Annotated in this window: 24 protein-coding genes; 3 read left to right on the plus strand and 21 right to left on the minus strand. The window is 69.2% G+C overall.

Features of this window, described 5'->3' with window-relative positions:
* Window positions 1-18: 18 nt before the first annotated feature.
* Entirely contained in the window at window positions 19-1,182 is a 1,164-nt protein-coding gene (locus tag AC5JCN_RS26010) for a DNA topoisomerase IB (RefSeq protein ID WP_495758052.1), read from the plus strand.
* A 6-nt stretch (window positions 1,183-1,188) separates the two neighbouring features.
* Here AC5JCN_RS26010 and AC5JCN_RS26015 read toward each other — a convergent pair whose 3' ends face one another.
* The 18 genes from AC5JCN_RS26015 to AC5JCN_RS26100 form a co-directional block, all read right to left on the minus strand.
* Window positions 1,189-2,070 carry a class I SAM-dependent methyltransferase gene (locus tag AC5JCN_RS26015; protein WP_495758053.1) on the minus strand — a complete coding sequence of 294 codons (882 nt, stop codon included), beginning with the start codon at window positions 2,068-2,070 and terminating at the stop codon, window positions 1,189-1,191.
* The gene (locus tag AC5JCN_RS26020; RefSeq protein WP_495758054.1) at window positions 2,063-3,112 is read right to left on the minus strand and encodes a GNAT family N-acetyltransferase; all 1,050 of its coding nucleotides are present in this window, start codon (window positions 3,110-3,112) and stop codon (window positions 2,063-2,065) included. The genes AC5JCN_RS26015 and AC5JCN_RS26020 overlap by 8 nt, the downstream gene beginning before the upstream one ends.
* Window positions 3,109-4,179 (minus strand): glycosyltransferase family 4 protein, encoded by a 1,071-nt coding sequence (locus AC5JCN_RS26025; RefSeq protein WP_495758055.1) that lies wholly within the window; start codon window positions 4,177-4,179, stop codon window positions 3,109-3,111. Before AC5JCN_RS26025 ends, AC5JCN_RS26020 begins: the two co-directional genes overlap by 4 nt.
* Window positions 4,176-4,988, minus strand: coding sequence for a PIG-L deacetylase family protein (locus AC5JCN_RS26030; RefSeq protein ID WP_495758056.1), 813 nt, complete (start codon window positions 4,986-4,988; stop codon window positions 4,176-4,178). Before AC5JCN_RS26030 ends, AC5JCN_RS26025 begins: the two co-directional genes overlap by 4 nt.
* Before the next feature lie 3 nt (window positions 4,989-4,991).
* Complete coding sequence (locus AC5JCN_RS26035; protein WP_495758057.1) at window positions 4,992-5,921, minus strand: glycoside hydrolase 5 family protein; 930 nt, start codon at window positions 5,919-5,921, stop codon at window positions 4,992-4,994.
* Window positions 5,918-6,691: a TIGR04290 family methyltransferase gene (locus AC5JCN_RS26040; protein ID WP_495758058.1), complete on the minus strand. Its 774-nt coding sequence runs from the start codon at window positions 6,689-6,691 to the stop codon at window positions 5,918-5,920. Before AC5JCN_RS26040 ends, AC5JCN_RS26035 begins: the two co-directional genes overlap by 4 nt.
* Window positions 6,688-7,512 (minus strand): nucleotidyltransferase family protein, encoded by an 825-nt coding sequence (locus AC5JCN_RS26045; RefSeq protein ID WP_495758059.1) that lies wholly within the window; start codon window positions 7,510-7,512, stop codon window positions 6,688-6,690. Before AC5JCN_RS26045 ends, AC5JCN_RS26040 begins: the two co-directional genes overlap by 4 nt.
* 1 nt (window position 7,513) lies before the next feature.
* Window positions 7,514-8,617 (minus strand): CgeB family protein, encoded by a 1,104-nt coding sequence (locus AC5JCN_RS26050; protein ID WP_495758060.1) that lies wholly within the window; start codon window positions 8,615-8,617, stop codon window positions 7,514-7,516.
* Window positions 8,614-9,207, minus strand: coding sequence for a histidine phosphatase family protein (locus AC5JCN_RS26055; RefSeq protein WP_495758061.1), 594 nt, complete (start codon window positions 9,205-9,207; stop codon window positions 8,614-8,616). The genes AC5JCN_RS26050 and AC5JCN_RS26055 overlap by 4 nt, the downstream gene beginning before the upstream one ends.
* A 10-nt stretch (window positions 9,208-9,217) precedes the next feature.
* Window positions 9,218-10,309, minus strand: a complete 1,092-nt coding sequence (locus tag AC5JCN_RS26060) for an inositol-3-phosphate synthase (RefSeq protein WP_495758062.1) — start codon at window positions 10,307-10,309, stop codon at window positions 9,218-9,220.
* Window positions 10,310-10,329: 20 nt separating this feature from the next.
* The gene (locus tag AC5JCN_RS26065; protein WP_495758063.1) at window positions 10,330-11,352 is read right to left on the minus strand and encodes a UDP-glucuronic acid decarboxylase family protein; all 1,023 of its coding nucleotides are present in this window, start codon (window positions 11,350-11,352) and stop codon (window positions 10,330-10,332) included.
* Between the two features lie 82 nt (window positions 11,353-11,434).
* Window positions 11,435-12,550 carry a CgeB family protein gene (locus AC5JCN_RS26070; protein WP_495758064.1) on the minus strand — a complete coding sequence of 372 codons (1,116 nt, stop codon included), beginning with the start codon at window positions 12,548-12,550 and terminating at the stop codon, window positions 11,435-11,437.
* Window positions 12,547-13,641 (minus strand): CgeB family protein, encoded by a 1,095-nt coding sequence (locus AC5JCN_RS26075; protein ID WP_495758065.1) that lies wholly within the window; start codon window positions 13,639-13,641, stop codon window positions 12,547-12,549. The genes AC5JCN_RS26070 and AC5JCN_RS26075 overlap by 4 nt, the downstream gene beginning before the upstream one ends.
* The gene (locus AC5JCN_RS26080; RefSeq protein ID WP_495758066.1) at window positions 13,638-14,792 is read right to left on the minus strand and encodes a CgeB family protein; all 1,155 of its coding nucleotides are present in this window, start codon (window positions 14,790-14,792) and stop codon (window positions 13,638-13,640) included. Before AC5JCN_RS26080 ends, AC5JCN_RS26075 begins: the two co-directional genes overlap by 4 nt.
* Window positions 14,789-15,907, minus strand: a complete 1,119-nt coding sequence (locus tag AC5JCN_RS26085) for a glycosyltransferase family 4 protein (protein ID WP_495758067.1) — start codon at window positions 15,905-15,907, stop codon at window positions 14,789-14,791. The genes AC5JCN_RS26080 and AC5JCN_RS26085 overlap by 4 nt, the downstream gene beginning before the upstream one ends.
* Before the next feature lie 62 nt (window positions 15,908-15,969).
* The gene (locus AC5JCN_RS26090) at window positions 15,970-17,046 is read right to left on the minus strand and encodes an SDR family NAD(P)-dependent oxidoreductase (RefSeq protein WP_495758068.1); all 1,077 of its coding nucleotides are present in this window, start codon (window positions 17,044-17,046) and stop codon (window positions 15,970-15,972) included.
* Window positions 17,043-18,161, minus strand: a complete 1,119-nt coding sequence (locus AC5JCN_RS26095; protein WP_495758069.1) for an NAD-dependent epimerase/dehydratase family protein — start codon at window positions 18,159-18,161, stop codon at window positions 17,043-17,045. The genes AC5JCN_RS26090 and AC5JCN_RS26095 overlap by 4 nt, the downstream gene beginning before the upstream one ends.
* A gap of 96 nt (window positions 18,162-18,257) precedes the next feature.
* Window positions 18,258-19,277, minus strand: a complete 1,020-nt coding sequence (locus tag AC5JCN_RS26100) for a heparan-alpha-glucosaminide N-acetyltransferase (RefSeq protein ID WP_495758070.1) — start codon at window positions 19,275-19,277, stop codon at window positions 18,258-18,260.
* 155 nt (window positions 19,278-19,432) lie between these two features.
* On the opposite strand from AC5JCN_RS26100, the gene AC5JCN_RS26105 reads away from it, so the two are divergent.
* Window positions 19,433-20,185, plus strand: coding sequence for a sulfite exporter TauE/SafE family protein (locus AC5JCN_RS26105; protein WP_495758071.1), 753 nt, complete (start codon window positions 19,433-19,435; stop codon window positions 20,183-20,185).
* A 6-nt stretch (window positions 20,186-20,191) separates the two neighbouring features.
* Here the strand turns inward: AC5JCN_RS26105 and glgC are convergent, their stop codons facing one another.
* Entirely contained in the window at window positions 20,192-21,487 is a 1,296-nt protein-coding gene (gene glgC / locus AC5JCN_RS26110; protein ID WP_495758072.1) for a glucose-1-phosphate adenylyltransferase, read from the minus strand.
* A 52-nt stretch (window positions 21,488-21,539) separates the two neighbouring features.
* Entirely contained in the window at window positions 21,540-21,959 is a 420-nt protein-coding gene (locus AC5JCN_RS26115; protein WP_495758073.1) for a DUF2934 domain-containing protein, read from the minus strand.
* 329 nt (window positions 21,960-22,288) lie between these two features.
* Between AC5JCN_RS26115 and glgX the strand changes: the two genes are divergently transcribed.
* Window positions 22,289-24,418, plus strand: a complete 2,130-nt coding sequence (gene glgX / locus AC5JCN_RS26120; RefSeq protein ID WP_495758074.1) for a glycogen debranching protein GlgX — start codon at window positions 22,289-22,291, stop codon at window positions 24,416-24,418.
* An 87-nt stretch (window positions 24,419-24,505) separates the two neighbouring features.
* On the opposite strand, the gene AC5JCN_RS26125 is transcribed toward glgX, so the two are convergent.
* The gene (locus AC5JCN_RS26125) at window positions 24,506-25,549 is read right to left on the minus strand and encodes a TerC family protein (RefSeq protein WP_495758075.1); all 1,044 of its coding nucleotides are present in this window, start codon (window positions 25,547-25,549) and stop codon (window positions 24,506-24,508) included.
* Window positions 25,550-25,658: the final 109 nt, after the last annotated feature.

Here is a 25,658-nt window from a genome sequence, read left to right on the forward strand (position 1 = left end):
GCGGGCGGGAGCAGCATCATGGACGCAGGGCCGAGGACGGACGACATCATTCCGGAGAACGGCGAGGAAGGCGCGATCGTCGATCAGCGCGACGCCGCCGAATCCGCAGGCCTCCTCTACGTCAGCGACGAGGAGCCGGGGATCCGGCGCCGCAAGAGCGGCAAGGGCTTTTCCTATCGCAACCCCGACGGCAGCACCGTCCAGGACGCGGAGACACTGAAGCGCATCAAGTCGCTGGCGGTGCCGCCGGCCTATACCGACGTCTGGATCTGTCCCGATCCGCGCGGGCACATCCAGGCGACGGGCCGCGACGACCGTGGCCGCAAGCAGTACCGCTACCACGCCGCCTGGCGCGAGCTGCGCGACAGCACGAAGTACGAGCACATGTTCGAGTTCGCCCGGATCCTTCCGGCCCTGCGCCAGCGCGTCGACGCCGACATGGCCCGCCGGGGCCTGCCGCGCGAAAAGGTGGTGGCCACCGTCGTCCACCTGCTGGAGAACACGCTGATCCGCGTCGGCAACTCCGACTACGCCAAGCAGAACAAGAGCTACGGCCTGACCACCCTGCGCGACCGGCACGTCAAGATCGAGGGTGCCGAGATGCGCTTCCAGTTCAAGGGCAAGAGCGGCAAGACGTGGAAGCTGCGGGTCAAGGACCGGCGTCTCGCCAAGGTGGTGAAGGCCTGCCAGGACATTCCCGGCCAGCACCTCTTCCAGTACATCGACGAGGACGGCGACCGGCAGGAGGTGACCTCGCAGGACGTCAACTCCTACCTCAAGGAAGCGACCGGCGCCGACATCACCGCCAAGGACTTCCGCACCTGGGCAGGCACCGTGCTGGCTGCCATGGCGCTGCGTGAATTCGAGACGGTCGATGGCGCCGCGCGGACCAAGAAGAACGTCCGCGCCGCCGTGGAGCGGGTTTCCGCGCGCCTCGGCAACACGCCGACGATCTGCCGCAAGTGCTACATCCACCCGGAGGTCTTCAACGCCTATTTCGAAGGCGACCTCGCTCGCGAGATCCGCGAGGAAGTGGAGGAAGAGCTCGCGACGGAGATCGAGAAGCTGAAGCCGGAGGAGGCCGCGCTGCTGGCTCTCCTGCGGGTGCGTCTGAAGCGCGAGGAGGAAAAAGGCGCGACGCTCAAGGACCGGCTGGAGAACTCGGTCAAGGCCGTCGCCTGACGCAGCTCACTCGGGCTTCCGCCAGAGCCAGGCCCTGCCGTCCCACACCGTGAAGGGCCGCTCTGCTTCCAGGACCACCCGGAGCCCTGCTGCCCGCGCCCATTCCGCGGCATCGGCGCGGTCGCGCGCCTCGTCTCCCCTGTAGGACAGGTTGAGGATGGCGGCATGGCCACCCGGCTTCAGGACACGGGCGATCTCCCCGACAAGGTCCGCGGCCAGCGAGGCTGCCACGAGGTAGGGAAAAACGTCGCAGGCGACGACGGTGTCGAAGGCCTCGCCTCTGAATGGGGCGAGGTCACGCCCGCTCGTCCGTGCGAAGGACAGCCCCGGTTCGGGCTTTGCAGCCGCCTGGGCCAGCATGCCGTGTGACACGTCTGCGCCGACCACCAGCCCGCAGCGCGGCGCCAGCGCCCGGCCGATCCGGCCGGTTCCGCATCCGAGGTCGAGGACGGCTCGATCCGGCCCCGGCAGGCCGAGCGCTTCGAGCCAGGACACGACTTCACCCGTCGCGCGGGCCAGAAGCTCCTCGTCGCCCAGGCTGTAGAGTGCGACGGACGCCGCGGGATGACGCAGGGCGAGGGCGTCGAAGATCCGCGCCCAGCGGGCCACGGCATCGTCACCCGACCCTGCACCCTCATGGTCTGCCTCCGCCATGACCTCGGCCACGGTGCGCGCCGCATCCGGCTTCTGCCGCAGGAGGCTGGAGAGGGCGCGCAGCCTGGTGGCTTCGGGGCCGGAGGCACGACGGGCGGCTTCCGAAAGGGCATCGGGCAGCCCGGGATCGCTGCCGACGGCGATCAGAAGGTGCATCAGCGCAAGGTTGGCGTGCCGCGTATCCGCCGCCGCAGCCGCGATGGCGCGGGGGAGGCGGTGGGCATGGTCATCCACCCGCGGCCTCCCGGAAGAGCGAGACGCGGCGCGTCATCAGGTCGGTGGCGCCCCAGTCGTACTTGTACGCCTCGCGGCCGCGCAGGAAATGAAACCGGCGCGCGCCCCTTTCGCACGCCCGCTCGATGGCGTCGCCGACGAGAAGCGTGCCGGGGGCTTCGCGATGGAAGGCGGGGTCAAAGCCGGACAGGTAGGCACAGGCCTCCTCGCCGCGCCACAAGCCGTAATAGGCGCCAGCCAGCCTGCCACCGATATGCAGCAACCGGCAGTCGGCGAAGCCACGAGCGAGCAGGCCGGGAAGGGCAGCGCGGTGGAAGGCAACGACGCGGGGATCGCCGAGCACGCCACCCTCGCCCCGCGACTCCCAGCGGGTGCCGTGCAGGTCCGCCAGCATGTCGAGAAAGTCGCCGGCCTGATCCGGCCCGGGCTCGGACAGCGTCAGTCCGCCCGACCTCTCCGCCCGATGGCGGGCCATACGCAGCTTGCGCCGCCGGAGCGAGGGGACGGAGTCGAACCCATGCTCGAGATCCAGCACGGGACAGGCCTCGTGCGGCTGCTCTTCGCGTCGCCAGCCCGGCACGGCGGGAAGCTCCAGCGCCCGAGCAGAAGGCCGGAGGTCGCCGAGGTCGAGGCGCGCCGCCTCGGGGCAGAGGCGCGCGATCGCCTCGGCGAGCGCCGGGCGCACCGCGGAGTGGGCCGCGGGCTCGACGAGGATGTCGGAAAAGTCGCTGAGCGAAATCCCGAGCGGCAGCAGGCGAACAGCCTGTGCACCGTCTTCCACATAGAGCGGCGCCAGGGCGGCCAGCCTTCCCTCGACGCGGAGCGCGATGATGGCGAGCGTGCCCGGCCGGAAGCTTTCCCACCACGGCAGCAGCCAGTCGGGGCTTTGGAAGGGCGTGGCGTCCGCCACCCGGTCGAAGAGGTCACGCCACTCCGAGAGAAGGTCGCGGGCCGCTCTATCGTCACTCACGCGCTCGGCCATGCAGAGAGGCGAGCGGAGCGCCGGCGCGCCGGCGTCCTGACGTTCGGCCACCCCGCTCATGCCGGCACGTCCAGGGGCAGCGCCGAGCCGACCTCGCCGCGCGCAAGGCGGCAGTAGAGATCGAGATAGGCTTGAGTCATCCGCTCCAGGGAAAACCGCCGCCGGGCCGTCGCGCGGCAATCTCCGGAATCGATGCGGGCGGCGGACCCGATCGCCTCCGCCATCTCCTCGGGGTCATCGACGATGAAACCCGTCCGCCCCTCCTCCACCGTCTCGGGCAGCGCGCCGCGGCGGAAGGCGACGACAGGCGTGCCGCAGGCCGCCGCCTCCATGGCGACGAGCGAACTCGTCTCCTCGGCGAGAGACGGGACGAGCACGCAGCGCGCCGCACTCATCAGCCGCCGCTTCCGGGCGAAGCCCGCGCGGCCGAGCCAGCGCACGCCGCGCCCCAGGCGCGGCAGGATTTCCTCGCGCCAGTAGCGCCGGTGTTCGGCATAGTCGAAGACCTCTCCCGCCAGAAGCAGCGGCACCCCAGCCTTCCTGCAGGCCTCGATGGCGAGGTGCTGCCCCTTCTCCGGGCAGATCCGGCCGAGGCAGAGCGCGAACCCTCGCCTGGCATGCCGGGCTTGGAGATCTTCCACAGGCACCCCGTTGGGGATGGGTGGCAGCACAATCGGCGATGGCGGGCACATGCGCGCCTGCGCGGCCGAGACGGGGTTCAGGAACGTCCGTGGACGCGGCAACCGGAAGAGCCCAGCCGGGTACCAGGAGGGCGGCAGGTGCAGGGTCACCAGGGCAGGCGGGCCCGCATCCGGCAGATAGGCGGCCGCATCGATCCCATGCAGATGCATGACATCGGGTTTCACCGAGGCGATCGCAGTCTCGATCACCTTTCGGTAGTTCTGGTGAGCTGCGGCCCGGCGCGCCGGCGTCAGGTCACCCCGGGGCACGGGCGCGGCGACCAGCTCACCCGCAACCGCAGAGCCGTCGCACGCCACGACGAAAGAGCGATGCCCGGCCCTGACCAGGGCCTCGTCCAGCCGGTACAGCACCTGTTCCGCGCCGCCTGGAGTGTCCGGACCGACAGGCGCGAACGGGTAGGCCACCGACAGGACGACGAGGCTCATGCCGACCTCCCGAGGGCAGCATCGCAGGCCGAGAAAGCCTCGAGCAGTCCGGCCGCCGTCGCTTCCCAGCCGAAGCGCTCGTACAGGATCAGCCCACCATTCGGGGCTGCCGAGAAATCCTCCCGGCCGGCATCGACGAAGCACTCGGCATCGAGGCGAACAGGTGCGAGCGTGGCTGCCTGCGTGGCGAAGCAGGCCAGCATGTGCAGCTTCCTCTCCCGTTCCGCGGCAGTCAGCCGGAGCACGACGGCAGCGTTGCCGCCCTCGGGAAGGCTTTGCCAAAGCGCACCCTCGGGCCCCGCCCGGTAGAGAGGCATTGCCAGCACGACCGGCCGGACGGGCATGCGTGCAACGGCCCTGTCCACCGCGAAAGCCGTCGCGTCGTGGTCGGGGTGCCCGCCCTCGTAGCGATGCGTGAATACGAGATCGGCGCCGGCCAGCAGCGGGCCCAGCCACGCAATCACCTCTGGAAGCGTGGTCGCGACGTCCTGGTCCGGCACCTCCAGGGTGGCGAGGGCCTGCGGCGGCACGCCCGCCAGCGCCATCGCGGCCTCGAGTTCACCCCGGCGCGCCAGTGCATAGTCGGCGAGGGTATGAAAGCCGCCCCGCTCAGGATCCCCGTTGCGGCGAGGTGCCCCGTCGGTGACATGCACGACGAGCAGATCCCGAAACCGGTGCAGTTGCGCCCCGAGCCCGATGGTCTCGTCGTCGGGATGGGCCACGACGACGACCGTCCGCGCAAGGATCTCCGGCCGGGCGGGATCGGCGAGGAGGGCGAGCGTCCCAGCCGCGTCCGCCGCGCCGGGCATGGATCACGCCACCGTTTCGGCGGTACGCGGAACCGCGCTCGCGCGGCCCGGCGCATAGCGGCGCACCATGCTGGCGCAGAACTCCGCGAACTCGCCGGGATCGCGCGGCGGGCTGGTGTGGTGCGGCTCGATGCCCTTGTGTTCCGGCGTGAAGCAGAAGGTGACGGTCACATCGAACTCGGCCAGAGCGTCCATCTGCCGGTCGAACCAGTCCAGCGCGTTCGGCCGGAAGACATCCGCCCAGGACAGCCCGGTGCGCAGATGTCGCACACCGAGTCTACGCATCCATGCAACCGCATCATCAAGCCGGGGATCCTCGAAGTGGAACCACTGGCACAGGCCCATCTGGGACGCGTAGGGCGCGTACATTTCGAGGGACGGCTTCGGCGAGCCGTCCTCGCGCAGCAGCCCCATGTAGAAGTGCCGGTAGTAGGACGACCCTTCCGCCTCGCGGTGCCGGGTGGTCGCAGGCCAGTCGCGCGGCAGGTCGTAGAGGCTGTACCAGTGAATGCGGGGAACGCGGCCGATCAGGAGTTCGGCCGTCCGCTCCACGCCCCATGCCTGCACCTCCTCGGCGCCGAACGACGAGACGCCGACCTCCGTCACCCAGAGAGGCTTGTTGGTGACCGCGCGGATCTCGTCGAGCTTCGCCGGCCACTCGCTGATCTGCCACAGGTTCCAGTCGAGCGGGAAGCCGTGCACGGCGACGACGTCGATCTCGTCGAGCACGCCCTTTCCCGCCAGATTGATGACGAAGGACGGATCGATGGGCGACATGCCGCCCAGCACGCGCGGCAGGTCGGCGTTCTCGGCGCGGATCGCCTGTCCCGCTAGGCGGGCCATCTCTGCGAAGCGGCTCCAGTCCGGGTCGATCTGCGGATCCCAGTGCGACTTGTTGTTGGGCTCGTTCCAGATCATCGCGGCTTCGATCATCGCCGGTTACCCTCCTGGCGTGCGGGATAGACCGCGGCATCCGCGGGCAGCGCGGCACAGCGGCAGATATAAACCTCTGCCTCGGGATGAGCCTCGATCCGGAAACCGGAGGCGCGCAGCATGGCTTCGGCACAGGCACGGTTGGGCACCCACCAGTTCGTCGGGTCCCGCGCATAGCGGTCCTCGACGAAGTGCAGCTTGGGCCAGTCCGGCCGATCGAAGACTGCGGTTTCGCTGAACGGGTAATCCTCGTTCACCGCCCCGGCCTCGCTGCTGCCGCGCTGCATGGACTGGAACACCATCATGTCGCCGCACACATGCTCGCGGATCAGGTCGAGCGCGAGCAGCGGGTGCCTGAGGTGGTAGAGCACGCCCATGAAGAGCACGATGTCGAAGCGCTCGCCGAGCGCGCCGACGTCGTAGACGCTGAGTTCGCCGAACTCGATGTCCATGCCGAGCACGCCGGCGGCGAAGCGGGCCTGGGCGAGGTAGTCGGCATCGGAGTCGACGGCCACCACCCGCGAGGCACCGCGGCGCTTCATCTCGATGGCGTAGAACCCGCCATTGCAGCCGATGTCGAGCACGGTCTTCCCCGTCAGGTCGGCGGGAATGGCGTCGGCGAAGCCCTTCCATTTGACGCGGGGATAGTCGCCCAGGAAGTGCTCCGGTGCGGTCTGGACGCCGCCGAGGTCGATGTTGTGGAACCAGGGGCCGAGCTTCTCCGCCTGGGCGCGGATTTCGTCGGGTGAGAGGCGCTCGAGACTGGTCATGGCGTGCTCCTGTCGGCCGGGGCAGGCTCTTGCCCGTTCGTGGCGAAATCCTCAAAGGGCCGCCCGAGCGGACGGCCGTGAAGTCCGGCTGGCGCCGCGGCGCCATCGGCGAAGAGGCCGAGCGCCGCCCGCCAGCCATTGAGGGTCCCGACGTCGACGTAGCGAGACCCCGCGCGGACCCCGACGGCCTCCCCGCCCTGTGCGATCCAGGCGTTGACCAGCGTCCCGATGTACTCATCGCGGCAATTGCGGGCGATCCAGAGGTCCCGCAGCTCGTGCAGGACGGACCCCGGCATCTTGAACGCGCCCCAGATCCAGCCAGAAGCCGCGTCGGGTCGCTTCACCTGGATCTCCAGCACCCTGTCGCGATCGTCGGTGACGACGGCGTCGAACACTTCGGGATTGTCGACCGGGAACAGCAGGAAAGAGAGCACGCCGTCCGGGCACGCGGCGAGCGCGTCCTCGGGGTACCAGACGGTATCCGGGAGCCCCACCAGGACATGCTCGTCAGCCGGGACGAGCGGCGCGGCGCGGAAGACGGCATCGCACAGCCCGCTCGGACGGGGCTGCACGACATAGGCGATGGTCGCATCGCCGTAGCCCGCTCCGAAATATTCGAGAATGTCGGACTTTCCCGGCGAAATGACGAAGCAGACCTTGTTTGCCCCGCCCCGCAGCATGCGCTCCACGAGGTGCTCGCTGACCGCGCAGGGGCGCTCGGCCCCGCCGTCGATTCTGCTACCCACCGGCAGCAGTTCCTTGGAAAAGGCCAGCGGCTGGATGCGGCTGCCGCGTCCCGCGGCGGGTACGATCCCCCACATGTCAGGCCTCGGCCATCTCGGGCGCCGCACCCGACCGTTCGGGGCGCACGCCGGCGATCAGGGCCAGCAGTTCACGCGCGCGGTGCATGGACGTATGGGCGTCGAGCACCCGCTCGCGGCCGCGCCTGCCCAGGGTGGCGATGGCCTCTGGGCTCATGTCGAGCGCGTCCAGCGCCTCCTGGGTGGAGCGGGCGATGAGGATTTCACGGCCCGGCTCGAAGAACTCGTCGAGGCCCCGCCAGGTATCGGTCAGGATCGCGGTGCCGCACGCGGCGGCCTCGAACAGCCGTCCGGACGGACACCAGCCTGAACGTGCCATGGCGGCCCGGGTCACGTTGAGGGTGAGCCGGCTCGCGGCATAGAACGGGGAGTGCTCGGCCGGCGGCAGGTGCCGGACGAAATGGATGTTCTCCGTCCAGGGGAACGACCGGGGGTACTGTGCTCCCGCAAGCACGAAGCGCTGCGCCGGCCGCCGCCTCGCGGGCTCGACGAAGAGCGCTTCCAGCGCCTCCTGCCGGTCGGGGGCGAAGGTGCCGATATAGGAGAGGTCGCAGCGAAAGCGCGGATCGGGTTCGACGGGCCTGTAGAGCTCGGGGTCGACATGTCCGTAGAGCGGAGCAACGCGGCGCGCGCCGAGCCGGGTCCGCAGCGCGTCCAGGGCGGTTCCGCCGGTGTAGCTCAGCACAAGGTCGAAGCAGCCGAGGCCGCGTTCCCCGATCGAGGTCACGTCCTCCCCGTCTTCGAGAAGGGAGAGGGTGACGGGGGTGTCGAGGTCATAGAACAGCCGGATCGGCCGTCCCGCTTCCATGACGAGGTCGGTCGCCTCCACCCCGTGCGGGCAGAAGGAGGTGACGATGGCGACATCGGCATCGGCGAGCTCGCGGCGGGCCCGCCCGGCAACCTGCGGCCAGTCGGGATAGACCACGAGGTCGCCACCCGGGATGTCGTGCAGATCCCGGCTCGTCGCGTACCAGGGCGCGTCGTGCTCGAAGAACACAACGCGATTGCCGAGCGTCGCGAGCGCACGGATGAGGCCGCGCCACAGGGTGGCGTGCCCGTTGCCCCATGACGAAGAGACGGCGAGGCCGAAGACGACGATCTTCATGATGGCGCCTCGTTGAGTGAGGTGACGCAAGGGCCGCTATCGTCGAGGACGAGGCGGCTGACGGAGCCCGGGTCCAGCGCGACGCGGCTCCACGCGTCGAGCCCCAGGCCAAGGGCAAAGAGGATCAGCGACCGCAGCGGCTCGGCATGGCCGACGAGCACAACGGCACCGTCGGGGCGCCCGGCCATCAGCCGGTCGGCAAGGCCGATCATGCGGGCCTGGGCCTCCACCATGCTCTCCCCCGACGGAGGACGGGCGAGGCTGCGGGCCGTGTTCCAGCGCCGCCAGTCCGGCTCGTCGGCAAGCTCTGCGAACGATCGTCCGGTCCAGCCCCCGAAATCGACCTCGTCCAGGGCCGGCGACGTCTCGACCTGCAGCCCGTGCTGCGCAGCGATGGGTTCGGCCGTCTCGACCGCACGCCGGCGCGGGCTGGACAGCACCGCGCGGACGGGATCGAGCGCCATCCGCCTCGCGGCCGCTTCCGCCTCGGCACGGCCGTTCGACGACAGCGCGATGTCCGACCGGCCGCTGAGCACGCGGCCGACCTCACCGTGGCTTCCATGCCGCACGAGGATCAGATGCAGCGGCATCCCGGCATCCTCACGCCTGCCCCGCCACGTCTCCCGCGATGAAGCGCAGTGTCTTTTCCCGCGCTTCGGCATCGGTGAACTGCTGCGGCGGCGACTTCATGAAGTAGCTGGACGGGGCTGTCAGCGGGCCGCCGATGCCGCGGTCGCGCGCCAGCTTGGCACAGCGCACGGCGTCGATGACGATGCCGGCCGAGTTCGGGCTGTCCCACACCTCGAGCTTCAGCTCGAGGTTCAGGGGCATCCCGCCGAAGGTCGTGCCCTCCATGCGGATGTAGCACCACTTCCGGTCCGTGAGCCACGGAACGTGGTCGCTGGGGCCGACATGGATGTCGCCGGGGGCAAGCGGCACGTCGAGCTGGCTCGTCACGGCCTGCGTCTTGGAGATCTTCTTCGATTCCAGCCGCTCGCGCTCGAGCATGTTCTGGAAGTCGGTATTGCCGCCGAAGTTCAGCTGGTAGGTCCGGTCGACGCGGACGCCGCGCTCCCTGAACAGGTTGGTGAGCACGCGATGCACGATCGTCGCGCCGACCTGGGACTTGATGTCGTCCCCGATGATCGGGAGGTTCCGCTCGGCGAAACGAGCCGCCCAGCGTGGATCCGAGGCGATGAAGACGGGCATGCAGTTGACGAGGCCGGTGCCGGCGGCCAGCGCCTGCTCGGCATAGTATTCGCCCGCCTGCTGCGAGCCGACGGGCAGGTAGGAGACGAGAACGTCCACCCGGTTGCGCCGCAGGGATTCCGCGACGTCGACCGGCTGCTCGCCCGATTCCTCGACCACGTCGCGCAGATATCGCCCGAGCCCGTCCAGGGTCGGCCCGCGCTCGACGACGGCACCCGTCGGCGGCGGCTCGGCGAAGCGCTGCGTGTTGTTGGGCTCCGCGAAAATGGCCTCGGACACGTCGCGACCCACCTTGGTCGCGGCGATGTCGTAGGCTGCCACGATCTCGATGTCGGAGACGTGGTAGCCGCCCAGCGTCACGTTCATCAGGCCCGGGACGGGCTCGTTGCCGGACGCGTCGCGGTAATAGGTCAGGCCCTGTACGAAGGAGGAGGCGCAGTTGCCCACTCCCACGAGGCCTACTCGAAGCTTGGATCCCCTCACGGGCGTCTCCTTTCAGGCGCTTACGCCGTGGCGGCGTCGCCGAGCGCGATGTCGCGCAGGCGCGCGCCCTTGCGCGGTGCCTCCTTGGCGAACCAGGCGATGGTGGCGTGCAGCCCGGCCTCGAGCGGCGTCTGCGGCGACCACCCGAGCAGCTCGGCCGCACGGGTGATGTCGGGTCGCCGCCGCCGAGGGTCGTCGACCGGCAGGGGCATGCGCACGATGGCCGACCGCGATCCCGTCATGGCGAGCACGCGCTCGACGAGGTCGCCCACGGTGAGTTCGACGGGATTGCCGAGATTGACCGGACCGGGCAGCGCCCCTTCGTGCTCCATCAGTTGCACGAGGCCGGAAACAAGGTCGTCGACGTAGCAGAAGGAGCGCGTCTGGCTGCCGTCGCCATAGACGGTGATGTCCTCGCCCGCGAGCGCCTGGGTGACGACATTGGACACCACGCGCCCGTCGTCAGGCGCCATGCGGGGACCGTAGGTGTTGAAGATCCGCGCGACGCGCACCTCGCAGCGCCCGAGACGGGCGAAGTCGAAGGCCAGCGCCTCGGCGGCCCGCTTGCCCTCGTCGTAGCAGGCGCGCGGCCCCGTGGGGTTCACGTTCCCCCAGTAGATCTCGCGCTGCGGATGGCTCTCGGGGTCGCCGTAGACCTCACTCGTGGAGGCCTGCAGGAAGCGCGCGCCATGTGCCTCGGCCAGACGCAGGAGGTTGCGCGTGCCGACCACGCTGGTGAACATCGTGTGCTCCGGATCGGCCTGGTAGTGCGGCGGAGAAGCGGGACAGGCAAGATTGTAGATCCGGTCGAAAGACTTGCGCGGGCCCCGGAGCCGCTGCGGCAAAGGCTCGGTGATATCAGCCTCGATCACGTCGAAGCGAGGGCTCGACAGCAGATGTCGCACGTTCTGGCTGCGGCCCGTCCGGAAGTTGTCGAGACAAACGACCGAAGAGCCGCCGGCCAGCAGGACGTCGCAAAGGTGCGAACCCAGGAAACCCGCGCCTCCGGCGACGAGGACACGGTGCTCAGTTCCGCTCTTCATCGTGAAGACCTCACTCTTGGTGCGCGGAGGCCAACGCCGCACGTTTGTAGATGGTTCAATTGCCGTGCGATGATTCCCCGCATCAGGCTGTCCGGGTCAGTTCAGGAGCGAGGCGGGAGGCCATCGCCTCGACGAGATGACCCTCGAGTTCCTGCGCCCTGCGGTCGGCGGAGTGCTCGGCGTCCACCCTGGATCGCGCGGCCTCAGCCACGGACAGGCGCCGGCGTTCGGGCCAGGCGAGGATCTCCATCACCCGATCGGCCGTGTCCGCGATGACGATCTCGCTGTCCGGCGCGAACAGCGCGGAGAGCCCGTCCCAGCGATCGGACACCACGGGGGTTGCGCAGGCGCCAGCCTCGAAGAGCCGCACGCTGGGGCTCCAGCCCGCACTCACCATGTCGGCGCGGGTGACGTTCACGGTCCAGCGGCTGGCGGCGTAGAAGGCCGGGTGACGCGCCGGGGGCACGTGGTCGATGCGCTCGACATTGGCGGGCCAGGCGATGGTGTCAGGGTATTGCGGCCCGGCGACCACGCAGCGCAGGTCGGGCCTGCGGCGCGCCGGCTCGAGCAGGAGGCGTTCCAGCGCCGGCTGCCGGTCCTCGCTGTATGTGCCGAGATAGGAGAGGTCCCATTCCGGCTGGACCAGCTGCGGCCGGTAGGCGCGCGTGTCGACGGAGCAGTAGAGCGCCCGGGCCGCGGGCGAGCCGAACTCGTCCTCCAGCCGCGCCAGCATCGGCCCGCCGGTGAAGGAGAGGTAAAGGTCGTATCCCGGCACCTGGTCGGCTCGCAGATACTCGCAGGACCCGCGCTCCAGCGCGGCGACGGTGACCGGGGTGTCGATGTCGTAGAAGGCGACGATGCCGCGCGCCCGTGCCTGGGCCCACGCCCCGACGGCGATCCCTTCCGGGACATAGGAGCCGACGATGACGGCGTCGGCCCTCTCGACCTGCCCGCGCCAGCGGTCGAGATCGTCGAGCGACTGGTAGAAGGCGAGCTTGCAGTAGTCGGGTTGATCGAGGTCGCGATTGCTCGCGTACCAGGGCTTGTCGCGTTCGAGGAACAGCACGTCGTGCCCGCGCGCCGCCATGGCTTTCAGCAGAGCCCGCCACGTCGTCGCGTGGCCGTTGCCCCAGGACGACGACAGCGTCAGGCCGAGGACGACGATCCTGAGCCTGCGGCGCGGCGGAACGGCGTTCATGCCGCGCTCCTTTCGCGCTTGCGGGCGGCGGTCTCGCGCAGGATCTGCTCCACCTGCCGGCCACGGTGCGCATAGGTGTGGTCCGCGAGAACCCGCGACAACGCCTGCCCCCCGATGGCCTCGGCCCGGTCGGGCGTGAGCCACTCCATGATCGCGGCGACATCCGCACCGTCGCGCGCCACGAGAACCTCCTCACCTGGCTCAAGGAACTGCTCTATGCCTTCCCAGGCGTCGGTGATGAGGCACGCGCCGGCCCCGGCTGCCTCGAAGACCCGCGTGGCCGGCGAGAAGCCCACTTCCGCCATGCTGTCGCGGGCGACGTTGAGCACCGCCAGCGGCGTGCGGTTGAAGGCGTTGTGGTCGCGCGTGTAGACGTGCCCGATGCGCCGGACGTTGGGAGTGGTTTCCTTGCTCTCCCAGCCGGAGCCGCCCAGCACGAACGTCTTGCCGGGAAGGTTTGCGGCCGGGCCCAGGAAGAACTCCTGCACGCGCGCCTCGCGGTCCGGAAGGCGATTGGCGAGGAAGCCGAGGTCGGCGGAAAATCGCTGGTCCGGCGGCGCCGGGTGATGCGTCGCGGGATCGAGGGCGTTGTAGACCGGCTCGCAACGCCTCGCGCCGAGCTCCTCATAGGCCGACACGACCGGCGGCCCGCCGCCATAGGTCAGCACGAGATCCAGTGCCGGGAGGGCCCGGCGCAAGGGATGGCGGTCGAAGCCGCGGATCTCGGCGAGGGTGGCGGGAGCATCCACGTCCCAGAAGATGCGGATCGCCTCGGGGCGGGACGCCGCGATCACGCCTGCCAGCAATTCGTCGTCGAACACCCCGACGCCGCTCGCCTTCACCACCACGTCTGCATGGGCTGCCTCGGCGACGACCTCGCGCACGGCATCCTCGGTGGCGTCGTAGACGCGCACCTTCGCCCAGTCCGGCGGGTCGATGTCCCGGTGCTGCTGCCGGCCGTAGGCGTCCGGCTCGTAGAAGGTGATGTCGTGCCCGCGACGGCCGAGGTCGCTCAGGAGCCCGCGGTAATAGGTGGCGGCGCCGTTCCAGTAGGAAGACAGCAGGCTGGAGCCGTAGAAGGCGATCTTCATGAAGCCGTTTCCATGGACGGAGCGGTGGAGCGTCTGGCGAAGGGGCTTTCCGGGATGGCTCCGGGAGCACCGAGCCGGGCGGCGATCGCCTCGAGCTCGCGGGCGCGGTGAGCGCAGGTGTGCCGGGCCCGGATCGTGGCGAGGCCGTGGGCTGCAAGCTCCTGCCGCAGGCCGGGATCGCTGGCGAGTGCGCCGAGGTGACGGGTCATCTCCGCGCCGTCGGCGGCGACCAGATAGTCCTTTCCGGGCGAGAACAGGTGTTCGTCGTCTCGCCATGGCGCGCACACCAGCGGAATCCCGCAGGCCAGCGCCTCGAACACCCGGATCGTGGGGATGCCAGGGAGCGCCTCGACATAGAAGCGCCTCGGCACGTGCACCGTGGCGAGGTGCGTGGCGAAGACGGCCGGGGCCGCGGCGTTGGCGATCCAGCCGCGATAGCTTGCGCCGTGGCGGGCCAGCATGGCGAGCGCCTCGGGCGGGTACCGGACGCCATGCACGTCGAGGGACAGCCCGGCTTCCCCGGCAGGCCGGAGCAGAAACTCCTCGAGTTCGGCCGTGCGCTCGCCGTCGCCCCAGTTGCCGATCCACACCAGGCCTTCCCGGTGCGGTTCCTCGGCGGGGGGAGCGAACACCGTCGTGTCGGCCGCCTCGTGCCAGACGAACACCCGGTCGCCCCAGCCCCAGCGGCGATAGACTTCGGCCAGCGTCGCGCCGAAGGCCAGCACGCCGTCATAGGCATCGAGGTCGTAGCGCCGGATCGCATCGGGATCGCTGACGGCGCGGTGATGCGTGTCGTGGAACAACAGCCGGTAGCGGCCACCCGACATGCGATGGGCGCCGATGCGCGCCACGAGTTCGGGCTCGTTCCACTCGTGCACGAGCACGAGGTCGGCTCCGTCGAGCGCTTCGTCGAGGTCGAGGTCCGCCCCGTAGGTGCGCGCTTCCAGCTCGGGATAGGCGGCACGGAATGCGGAGAGGCCATCCTGGCCATGGGAGGCGAGCAGATTGTCCATGCTCCACCCGCGCTCCGGCTCCAGCGAGACCACGTCGTGCCCGGCCCGGTTCAGCGCGCGCAGGACGCCGCGCAGAAAATGGGCGTTGCCGTGGTTCCAGCAGGAGGCAAGCGAATGGGTGAAGACGACGATCCTCAAGCCGCCACCTCCTCGCGATCGGTCGACCTGAGCACGCCCCGGTAGACGCCGAGCATGCCTGACGCCATGGCGTCGACGGTGAAACGGGCGGCACGGTTCCGGGCGCGCTCGCCCAGCGCGGCGCACCGCATCTCGTCCCACACCAGCGTCTCGACAGTCTCGGCGATGGCGTCCTCGTTCATGGCCGGCACGAAGAGGGCGACGCCGTCCCAAAGCTCACGGAAGCTCGGAATGTCGGAGAGCACGAGGGCGCAGCCTGCCTGCGCGGCCTCAAGGACGGTCAGCCCGAAGGGCTCGTAGAGCGCGACAGAAACGAACACCGGAGCGTCCTCCAGCCAGCGCTGCAGCACGGGTTCGCACAGGCGGCCCATCGGGCGTGCATGGGAGAGCGCAATGCTGGCCCCGGCCGGGCCTTCGAGCGGCCCTGCGGCGAAGATGGGCGCCAGCATCCGCGATGCGGCGCGGTCCAGCGTTGCGACATTCTTGCCTTCGTCCCACAGGCGACCGGCCGTGAGCGCGAAATGGCGCGGCGCATCGCTGCGCCGGGCCGGATCCCGCACGGGCGCCGTGCGGCCGTTGGCCACGACACGCGGCAGGACGGAGAGCCCGTGGGCGCGCTGCGTCTCTTCGGCGAAGGCGCGGGTCGGCGCGGTCACGGCATCGGCCGCGCGCAGGCCACGGGCCGCGAGATCGTGCCGCCATGCAAAGTCTTCCGGCAGCGGCTCGCTGCCCTTCACGGCGGTCCACCAGGTGGCGAGACAGGAGTGGGACGTCACCACGACCGGCACGGGCAAGCTCGCCACCGCCGCGAGGGCCGGGGTGTTGAGGTGGACGAGGTGCACGCCCGTTTCCGTCGCGAGCGCGGAAAGCCTTGCTCCCGCATGGCGAAGCTCGTCAGGCCCGGCGGCCGTCCAGTCGAGGGGCAGTCCGGTCTCGACGAGGCTGAGCCCCGGGACCTCCTGCGCATCGGCCCGCTGCGCCATGTCCGGCGCAGGGCCGAGTACGGCAAGGACGGTCTCCACACGGCGGGCGGCGAGCCCGCGGGCGAGGTCGAGCGCATAGGTCCAGACGCCACCCACGGCGTCGGCGGTGATCAGGACGCGAAGCTTCGGCATGGTGTCCACACGTGTGTCGGAGGTGTCGGGAGTTCGGACCTGCGCCCGGGGAACGAGCCGCCTCATCGGGCTGCCTGCAGGAGGGGAGCACGATGCTGGCGCGGATCGTCGGCGAGGCCTTCGTCACGCACCCAGCCGGCAAGGCGGGCGAGGCCTTCCCGCCACTCGGCCGGCCGCCTCAGGCCCAGCGCATCCATGGCGCGGCGGGCGTCGGAGACGTAGTAGCGCTGGTCGCCGGGCCGCCAGTCCTCGTAGGAGACCTCGACCTCGCGTCCTGCGAGCGATCCGATCTCGGCCAGCACCTGCCTCAGGCTCACGGCGTTGCCGGGCCCGCCGCCGAGGTTGAAGGCCTGGCCGGACACGTCGCGAATGCGCGACAGCGCGGCGACATAGGCATCAACCGCATCGCCGACTTCGAGGATGTCGCGCACCTGGCGACCATCGCCATAGACCGTGACGCCGTGGCCGGCGAGCGCGCGAATGAGGAAATGGGCGACCCAGCCCTGATCCTCCGTGCCCCGCTGGCGCGGGCCATAGATGCAGCTCATCCGCAGCACGCAGGTTGGCACGCCGAAGCTGCGGCCGTAGTCGAGCACGTACTGGTCGGCCGCACCCTTGGAGCAGCCATAGGGCGTGTGGAAATCGAGCGGCCGCTGTTCGCCGATGCCGTGGTCGCGGATGTCGGGATCGGCCGGAACATAGGCCGAGGCCATGCGCTCCAGGGCGACGTCGGCGAGGTCGCCATAGACCTTGTTGGTCGAGGCGAAGATCACCGGGACGCCCCGCATGCGCGCCGCCTCGAGGACGTTGAGAGTGCCGCCGATGTTGACGTCCGCATCGTCGCGGGGGGATGCGAGGCTGGTCGTGACGGCCACCTGGGCCGCCATGTGGAACACGGCGCTGCTCTCGGCCACTGCCGTTGCAATCCGCGCGGCGTCGCGCACATCCGCCCGGACGGCACGGATGCGCCGCCCGTGCCGGGCCTGAAGCCATTGCAGGTTGGCCTCGACTCCGGGCCGGCTGAGCGCGTCATAGACGATGACGTCCCGCCCCTCGCTCGCCAGCCGGTCCGCGAGATTGGAGCCTATGAAGCCGGCACCACCCGTGACGAGCACGGGACGGGATGCGTCACCGCTCATGCCACGAGCCCCCGCGACTCCAGCTCCCGCCGCGCCTCGGTCACCCGGTCATGGGCCGTCTGGCTGGCCACCCACCCGGCGAGTGCGGCGAGACCTTCGGAGAAGTCCATGCGCGCCTCGAAGCCGAGGATTTCCCGCGCCAGCGAAACGTCTGCAAAGCAGTGGCGGATGTCTCCCACCCGGGCCTTGCCCAGCGTCTCCGGCACGAGGTCGGGCTTGTTCATCGCCGCGGCGAGCATCTCGCCCACCTGGAGGATGGAGCGGTCCTGGCCGCTGCCGATGTTGAACACCTGCCCGGCTGCAGAGGGTTCCTCCAGCGCCAGGACGAAGGCGCGTGCGACATCGTCGACATGCACGAAGTCGCGGCGCTGGCGGCCGTCCTCGAACACCATCGGAGGCTGGTTGTTGAGCAGGCGGGACGCGAAGATGGCGAGCACGCCGGTGTAAGGGTTCGACAGTGCCTGGCCGGGCCCGTAGACGTTGAACAGGCGCAGCGCGACGCCCTCCATGCCATAGGCCGGAGCCAGCGTGAGCGTCAGGCGCTCTTGCACGTACTTTGTCAGCGCATACACCGAGGCCAGCGTCGGCCGCTTCCACTCCGGCGTCGGAACGGGAACCAGGGGCCGGCGGTCGCGGTCCAGCGGGTCCCAGGTGAGGCCCGCATCCGCCGCCGTGCGCGGCAGGCGCTGCGCATCCTCCACCGGAGAACCCTCGGCCGTCCGGTACAGGCCCTCGCCATAGATGCTCATCGACGAGGCGACGACGACCCGCGCCACGTTGCGGTCGATCAGCTTCTGGAACAGCGCGGCCGTGCCGAGATCGTTGACGGAGACGTATCGCTCCACGGCGTACATGCTCTGCCCGACACCGACCTCCGCCGCGAGGTGGACGACCTTGTCGATACCGGCCAGTGCACGGTCGAGCACGGTCTCATCCCGCACGTCGCCGACCACGAGTTCGGTATCGCGGGGCAGCCCCTCGGGCCGCTCCCCGCCATGCACCTGCTCGATCAGCGAATCGAGGACCCGTACCTCGTGGCCCTTCTCGGCGAGGGCCAGGGCGACGCGGCGGCCGATGAATCCGGCACCGCCGGTGATCAGGATCCTGTCCGGCAAGGGGGCGACTCCGTCACGGTTCAACGGGGCCCCAACGTCCAATGAAGAAGGTTAGTTCCTGTTGCCCTGCCCCCGGAAACGGCAGCTAAGCCATTGTCATGGCAGCGTTTCCGCTTCCTTCCGGCAGATCCGGGCGGATTCCACGATGCGCTCGCGTTCCTCGGAAGTGATGCTCTGCACCGGCTTGGACATGAGGTTCGTGCCGGCCAGCCTTGTGGCGATGCATGTGCAGGTGCGGCTGCACAGCTCGGCGCTGTCGCCGTTCTGCTCGCACACCACCCGGCATTCGGCCACGGGATCCACGGGCAAAGCGACCTGACGATGCGCGGCGAGCCCCGGCGCCAGCGTCGCGATCACCCAGAGCGAGCCGAACAGGATGGGCTGGTGGAGCAGGTAGATCAGCAGCGAGTGGCGCCCGGCGAAGCGCAGCCCGCGTCCGGCCGGGCCCTCCCCCCGCCAGCGCGCGATGGCAGCGTCCAAGCCTGCCCTCAGCGCCAGCCGGGCGACCAGCACTCCGCCGAGGACGACGCCGAACCAGGGCAGCACGGGTTCGTAATCGTTGGTCGGACGCACGGTCTCGGCGAGCCCCAGCCAGAACAGCCAGGGGGAGTCGAAGGCGTCCGAGGCGGCGAAGGCGGGAAGCCCGAGGCACACCACCGCGACGACGGCGACAAGCAACAGCGGAGCCCTCAGGAACGGCAGCGCGAGCACGCTGCAGACCGCTATGCAGTGCAGGATCCCGAAATAGACGAAGTCGTCCGGCATCGCCCACCAGGTCGCGAGCGAGATCGCGGCGGCACCGCCCGCCACCATGGCGAGCCTGCGCAGGAAGGGTTCCCACCGCAGACCGTCGCGCGCGGCGAGAACCAGGCTCACGCCGACCAGGGCGAGAAAGCTGCCTGCGATGAGCTTGGCGAAGATCCGCCAGGCCGGGTCATGGCCGGCCTGAAGGCCGATGAAGCCGAAGAACCCGAGGTCCCACGTGAAGTGGTAGATCACCATCGCGACCAGGGCGACGCCGCGAGCCGCGTCGACGGCGCGCAGGCGCGCGCTGCCGGTGGCGGCAGGCATGGGACGGGGTGCGACGACGGGGAAGGGATCGCGTATCTCGGCCATGGCTCACCTTTTAGGCGAGCGGGGAACGCTTCGCCACAGCAGCGCGATGCCGGGCTGCGCACGTTTCGTCCAGCCCTGCTTCCCGCGCGCTTCTATGGGGTGCGGCGGCGCGCTATCAACGCCGGCCTGCCCGCGTCCGGAGCACAGCCTCCCCCATGTTCACCACCTCGGCCGTGTTTCTGCTGGCCGCGTTTCCAGCCGCGATCCTCGTCGGACTGTCGAAGGGCGGCCTGCCCATCGTCGGCATGCTGGGCGTGCCGGTGCTGGCACTGGTCACCTCGCCGCTGGAGGCCGCGGGGCTGCTGCTGCCGATCTACGTCGTGACCGACATGTTCGGCCTGTGGGCCTATCGGAAGGAATACAGCAGCCGGAACCTGGCGATCCTGATCCCTGCCACCATCCTCGGCGTGGGGATCGGCTGGGCGACGGCGAGCATCGTCGCCGAGGCCTGGGTGACGCTCCTCGTCGGCCTCATCGGCCTGGCCTATTGCGTCGTGAACTTCTGGCGCCGCAACGTGGTGATCGAGCCGAGGCCGGCAGACGTGCCGCGAGGCCTCTTCTGGGGAACGCTGACGGGCTTCGTCAGCTTCGTCTCGCACTCCGGCGGGCCACCCTTCCAGGTCTACGTCCTGCCGCAGCGCCTTCCCAAGATGGTGTTTGCTGGAACCTCGACGATCCTCTTCGCCATCGTCAACGCGGCCAAGCTGGTCCCCTACTGGGCACTCGGGCAGCTTTCGATCGACAATGTCGAGAAGGTCGCTATCCTCGTGCCCGCCGGCGTCATCGCAACGCTGACCGGGGTGAGGCTGACACGGGTCGTGCCGGAACGCCCGTTCTTCATCGCCGTGCAGATCGCGCTTTTCCTCGTGTCGCTGAAGCTTGTCTGGGACGCGCTGCACCGGCTCTGAGACGGGTCACTCCTGCAGGCGGTCGATCATCGTCTGCGTGACGAGACATACACCTTGCGCCGAGCGGCGAAAGCGCTGCGCGTCCGACTTCGGATCATCGCCGATCACCAGGCCGTCGGGAATGCGGACACCCCTGTCGACGACGGTCCGCTTCAACCGCGCCCCTCGACCGACGAGGACATCCGGCAGCACGACGGCGCCGTCGAGATGCGCGCCCGGCGCAACCTTGGTGCCGGAGAACAGGACCGAGCGCTGAACGGTCGCGCCTTCGACGACACATCCACCAGAGACGAGCGAGTTGACCGCATCGCCACCGGTACCGCCCGGCCCGGGCGTGAAGCGGGCGGGCGGCCGGTTCTCGGCGTAGGTCCAGATCGGCCACCCCTCGGCGTAGAGGTCGAGCGACGGCACCGGGGCGGTAAGGTCGATATTGGTCTGCCAGTAGGCGTCCAGCGTTCCGACGTCGCGCCAGTAGGGCTCGGTCTCGAGCCCGCCGCGGACGCAGGACCGCTCGAAGCGATGCGCGACCACCAGGCCGTGCTCGACCAGATGCGGGATGATGTCGCCGCCGAAATCTCGTCGCGAGCGTCTGTCCGCCGCATCGCGCCTGAGCTCCTCGATCAGCCTGTCGGTGTCGAAGACGTAGATGCCCATGCTGGCCAGCGCACGGCCAGGCTTGCCGGGCAGAGATGGCGGGTCCTTGGGCTTCTCGAGGAAGGAAATGACGCGATCGTCGGCATCGACATGCATGACGCCGAAGCCGCTCGCCTCCGCGATCGGGACCTCGACACACGCCACCGTCACATCGGCGCCGCGCTCGACGTGCTGCTGCAGCATCGCCTCGTAGTCCATCTTGTAGACGTGGTCGCCGGCGAGCACGACGACGAAGCGGGGCTTGTAACCGCGGATGATGTCGATGTTCTGGAACACCGCGTCGGCCGTGCCGAGGTACCACTGGCCCTGGTCGGCGAACTGGCCGGCGGGCAGGATGTCGAGGCTCTCATTGCGCCCAGAGCTGAGGAACCCCCAGCCGAGCTGCAGGTGCCGGATGAGGCTGTGCGCCTTGTACTGCACGGCCACGCCGATCCGCCTGATGCCGGAGTTCAGCGCGTTGGAAAGCGCGAAATCGATGATGCGTGACTTGCCGCCGAAATAGACGGCGGGCTTTGCACGCTTGTCGGTGAGCTCGACGAGCCGGCTGCCGCGCCCGCCCGCGAGCACATAAGCCATCGCATGACGCGACAGCGGTGCCGGCTTCCACGTACCGGGCCTTTGCCCCGGGACCGCCCCCTGGATGCTCACCTGCCCCCTCCTCCTCCCATCCGGGACGCGACCTCTGAGGGCCGCCTTGATGTCACTTCGTCTTCGGATTCTTCTTCGTGGCGCCGCCGCGGGGCGCGACACCCTCTGCGGACTGCCTGCCCGGTGCGGCCTCGGCGGCGGATGCTTCCGCAGGAGCCGCGGCAGATCGGCCGCGCGCCGGGCGCGTTCCGGCCGGCATCCTGCGCGCCTTCCCGGGAACGGCTGGCGCCGCGCCGAGCGCAGCCACGGTCGGGCCCCCGGGCGCCTCGCCCGGATCCGGCTCGCCGGTCAGCATCTCCGAATCGGGAATGGTGAAAACGGACGGGTCCGCTGGCGCGGCCTCTGCGTCCTCGCCGCGGATCTCGCGCTCGGCCACGTACCAGTAGTCGTCTGCCTTGCCGTGGGCCCGGCCATCCTGGACCCAGAGCGCATAGGCGCGCTCGCGGATCCGCGCTTCGAGATCAGGGTCCATCGTGCCTCCTCGCCGTTTGACGCCTGCCCTGTCGCCATTCCGGACTGGACGAACCCGGGTCGTGCCGCTGGACAAACGCGCCGCATGCGGTCCGCGTTCCTTTCCAGCCCATGCCTGGTGCCCCCTGAAATGCTCCGCTCATTGCTTGCGGCTCCCTCAATGTCGGCCTCTACGCAATCCTGCTCCTATGACGATTGCGTGATGCAAGATGGAGGCCGCCTCGCGACGAGGGTGCGGCGCCGTGCCCTGCCATTTCGCCGCGCGCAGGGAGCCAATCGCGAGCTTGGGCGTTGTCGGTCCACGCCGGCAAGCCCTGGAGTAGCTCCCTGATGAACGTCATGTCTCCGCGACTGAACCGAATGCGCGTACGCGAGGGTCTGCCCTATCCGCTGGGTGCCACCTGGGATGGGCTCGGCGTCAACTTCGCCCTCTTCTCCGCACACGCCACCAAGGTCGAGCTCTGCCTCTTCGATCCCGAGGGGGGCGCCGAGCAGGAACGCATCGAGCTGCCCGAGTACACGGACGAGGTCTGGCACTGCTACCTGCCGGAGGCCCGCCCGGGCACCACCTACGGTTTCCGTGTGCATGGTCCATATCAGCCGCAGGACGGCTTCCGCTTCAACGCCAACAAGCTTCTGATCGATCCCTACGCCAAGCAGCTCGTTGGCGAGTTGCAGTGGGACGACAGCCTGTTCGGCTATCAGGTGGGCTCGGCCGAGGGCGACCTCAGCTTCGACAAGCGCGACAGCGCCCGCTTCGTGCCCAAGGCCCGCGTCATCGACCCGGCTTTCACCTGGGGACGCACGCAGGCCCCGGCCGTGCCGTGGGAACGCACGATCGTCTACGAGCTCCACGTGCGCGGCTACACGATGGAGCACCCCAGCGTGCCCCGGCGCCTGCGCGGCACCTTTGCCGGCCTGATGGCCCGCGACGTCGTCGGCTACATCCGCAGCCTCGGCGTGACCGCCGTGGAGCTGATGCCCGTGCACGCCTTCGTCGACGACAGGCATCTGCTGGAGCGCGGCCTGCGCAACTACTGGGGCTACAACACGCTCGGCTTCTTCGCCCCGCATCCGCGCTACATGGCGACGCCCAACGTCAACGAGTTCAAGGAGATGGTCGCCCGCTTCCATGACGCGGGCATCGAGGTGATCCTCGACGTGGTCTACAACCACACCGCGGAAGGCAACGAGATGGGCCCGACCCTCTCGTTCAAGGGCATCGACAACGCCTCCTACTATCGCCTCGCGCCCGACCCGCGGCATTACATCAACGACACCGGCACCGGGAACACGCTGAACCTCAGCCATCCCCGCGTGCTCCAGATGGTCAACGACAGCCTGCGCTACTGGGCCAGCGAAATGCACGTCGACGGCTTCCGCTTCGACCTCGCCACGATCCTGGGACGCGAGGCGCACGGCTTCGACGAGGGCGGCGGCTTCCTCGACTCCTGTCGCCAGGATCCCGTGTTGAGCCGGGTGAAGCTGATCGCCGAGCCCTGGGACTGCGGGCCCGGGGGCTACCAGGTCGGCGGATTCCCGCCCGGCTGGGCCGAGTGGAACGACCGCTACCGTGACACGGTGCGCGGCTTCTGGCGCGGCGACGACGGCGTGCTCCCCGAGCTTGCGGCCCGCGTGACGGCGTCAGGCGACATGTTCAACCGGCGCGGCCGCAAGCCCTGGGCGTCGGTGAACTTCGTCACCGCCCATGACGGCTTCACCCTGCGCGATCTCGTCTCCTACAACGACAAGCACAACGAGGCGAACGGCGAGGACAATCGCGACGGCCATTCGCACAACCTGTCCTGGAACCACGGCGCCGAAGGTCCGACGGACGATCCGGACATCCGCGCGCTCAGGCTGCGCCAGATGCGCAACATCCTGGCCACCCTGCTGCTCTCGCAGGGGACGCCCATGATCCTGGCGGGCGACGAGTTCGGCCGCACGCAGGACGGCAACAACAACGCCTACTGCCAGGACACCGAGCTCGGCTGGATCGACTGGGACATCGACGAGGAAGGTGCAAGCCTCGTGCGTTACGTCCAGCGGCTGACGGCCCTGCGCTCCTCGCAGCCCATGCTGCGGCGCGGGCGCTTCCTCACCGGTGCCTATAACGAGGAGCTGGAGGTCAAGGACGTTACCTGGCTGGATCCAGCGGGATCGGAGCTGACGCAGGAGCAATGGGGAGATGGCAACGCCAAGTGCATGGCGATCCTGCTCGACGGCCGCGCCCAGCCGACAGGCCTGCGCCAGCGCGGCGCCGACGCCACGCTCCTCATCGTCGTCAACGCCTATCACGACGTGGTCAACGTCACCCTGCCCGAGGTGACGGGCGGCAGCGCCTGGAACCTGATGCTCGACACCAACGTGCCGGACCAGCAGTCGCGCGACTTTCCGTTCGGAGAAGACTACGCGGTGACCGGCCGGTCACTGCTGCTGTTCGCGCTCGCCAAGAGCTGAAACGAAAAACCCTCCCGGCGCCTCAGGGGGTGAGCGCCGGGAGGGTAGCCGGCCGGATCGGGGATCTCCGGCCGGGAAGTCGTCTGCTTAGCCGGCGGCGCCCGGAAGGGCTTCCCGGCGGGCGGCAGCCTCGGTCTCGGTCTCTTCCGCGAGGACCTTGGCCTCGCCTCTCGTGCGCCAGAGCGAGTAGACGATGCCTGCAATGAGCAGGGCGAAGGTGACGCCGAGCGAGATCAGCGGGGGCACCTTGGCGATGCCGAGCATGTCGGCGACGACGATCTTCGAGCCGATGAAGATCAGCACCGCGGCCAGCGCATACTTCAGGTAGGCGAAGCGATCGATCATCGCCGCCAGCGCGAAGTACAGCGCACGCAGGCCGAGGATGGCGAAGATGTTGGACGTGAACACGACGTAGGTATCGGTGGTGATGGCGAAGATCGCCGGCACCGAGTCCACCGCGAAGATCACGTCGGCGACGTTGACCAGGATCAGCACCAGCGCCAGGGGCGTCAGCCACAAGACCATCTTGCCGGTCTTCGGGTCGGGCTTCCGGACCGTGAAGTCCTGTCCGTGCAGCTGGTCCGTCACCCGGAACCGCTTGCGGATGAACTTCAGCAGCGGGTTGGAGCCGACGTCGTACTCCTTGTCGGCGGCAACGATCATCTTGACGCCGGTGATCACGAGGAACGCCGCGAAGATGTAGAGCAGCCAGGAGAACTCGGAGACCAGCGCCGCGCCGACGCCGATCATGATGCCGCGCAGCAGGATCACCGCCAGGATGCCCCAGAACAGCACGCGGTATTGGTAGGTCCTCGGGATGCCGAAGAAGCCGAAGATCATGGCGATGACGAAGATGTTGTCCATCGAGAGGCTTTTCTCGATGACGAACCCCGTCAGATATTCGAGGCCGGCCTGCGGGGACACCGAGTACCAGACCCAGCCACCGAAGAGCACGCCCATGGTGATGTAGAAGGCGGAGAGCAGCAGGCTCTCCTTGACCGAGATCTCCTTCGACGTGTCACGATGGAGCACGCCGAGGTCGAAGGCCATCAGCAAGGCCACGACGGCCAGGAAGCTCGCCCACATCCAGAGCGGCTTGTTCAGGATTTCAGTCGTCAAAAATTCAAGCATCAAGGACCCCATCGTCGACGGACGTTGGTGCCGACATCACGAGAGGGTCGAACTCTCGCCAGAGGGGCCCGGTCACCACGACGGCAGGTGGGTGGCCGAGCGCGGAAGT

It is taken from the genome of Alsobacter sp. (assembly GCF_059501845.1).

Bases quoted from the DNA above. Each gene is read 5' to 3' on its own strand.
- AC5JCN_RS26010 (WP_495758052.1), top strand. From the start codon at position 19: ATGGACGCAGGGCCGAGGACGGACGACATCATTCCGGAGAACGGCGAG.
- AC5JCN_RS26020 (WP_495758054.1), bottom strand. From the start codon at position 3,112: ATGAGCGGGGTGGCCGAACGTCAGGACGCCGGCGCGCCGGCGCTCCGC.
- AC5JCN_RS26025 (WP_495758055.1), bottom strand. From the start codon at position 4,179: ATGAGCCTCGTCGTCCTGTCGGTGGCCTACCCGTTCGCGCCTGTCGGT.
- AC5JCN_RS26030 (WP_495758056.1), bottom strand. From the start codon at position 4,988: ATGCCCGGCGCGGCGGACGCGGCTGGGACGCTCGCCCTCCTCGCCGAT.
- AC5JCN_RS26035 (WP_495758057.1), bottom strand. From the start codon at position 5,921: ATGATCGAAGCCGCGATGATCTGGAACGAGCCCAACAACAAGTCGCAC.
- AC5JCN_RS26040 (WP_495758058.1), bottom strand. From the start codon at position 6,691: ATGACCAGTCTCGAGCGCCTCTCACCCGACGAAATCCGCGCCCAGGCG.
- AC5JCN_RS26045 (WP_495758059.1), bottom strand. From the start codon at position 7,512: ATGTGGGGGATCGTACCCGCCGCGGGACGCGGCAGCCGCATCCAGCCG.
- AC5JCN_RS26050 (WP_495758060.1), bottom strand. From the start codon at position 8,617: ATGAAGATCGTCGTCTTCGGCCTCGCCGTCTCTTCGTCATGGGGCAAC.
- AC5JCN_RS26055 (WP_495758061.1), bottom strand. From the start codon at position 9,207: ATGCCGCTGCATCTGATCCTCGTGCGGCATGGAAGCCACGGTGAGGTC.
- AC5JCN_RS26065 (WP_495758063.1), bottom strand. From the start codon at position 11,352: ATGAAGAGCGGAACTGAGCACCGTGTCCTCGTCGCCGGAGGCGCGGGT.
- AC5JCN_RS26070 (WP_495758064.1), bottom strand. From the start codon at position 12,550: ATGAACGCCGTTCCGCCGCGCCGCAGGCTCAGGATCGTCGTCCTCGGC.
- AC5JCN_RS26075 (WP_495758065.1), bottom strand. From the start codon at position 13,641: ATGAAGATCGCCTTCTACGGCTCCAGCCTGCTGTCTTCCTACTGGAAC.
- AC5JCN_RS26085 (WP_495758067.1), bottom strand. From the start codon at position 15,907: ATGCCGAAGCTTCGCGTCCTGATCACCGCCGACGCCGTGGGTGGCGTC.
- AC5JCN_RS26090 (WP_495758068.1), bottom strand. From the start codon at position 17,046: ATGAGCGGTGACGCATCCCGTCCCGTGCTCGTCACGGGTGGTGCCGGC.
- AC5JCN_RS26100 (WP_495758070.1), bottom strand. From the start codon at position 19,277: ATGGCCGAGATACGCGATCCCTTCCCCGTCGTCGCACCCCGTCCCATG.
- AC5JCN_RS26105 (WP_495758071.1), top strand. From the start codon at position 19,433: ATGTTCACCACCTCGGCCGTGTTTCTGCTGGCCGCGTTTCCAGCCGCG.
- AC5JCN_RS26115 (WP_495758073.1), bottom strand. From the start codon at position 21,959: ATGGACCCTGATCTCGAAGCGCGGATCCGCGAGCGCGCCTATGCGCTC.
- glgX (WP_495758074.1), top strand. From the start codon at position 22,289: ATGAACGTCATGTCTCCGCGACTGAACCGAATGCGCGTACGCGAGGGT.
- AC5JCN_RS26125 (WP_495758075.1), bottom strand. From the start codon at position 25,549: ATGCTTGAATTTTTGACGACTGAAATCCTGAACAAGCCGCTCTGGATG.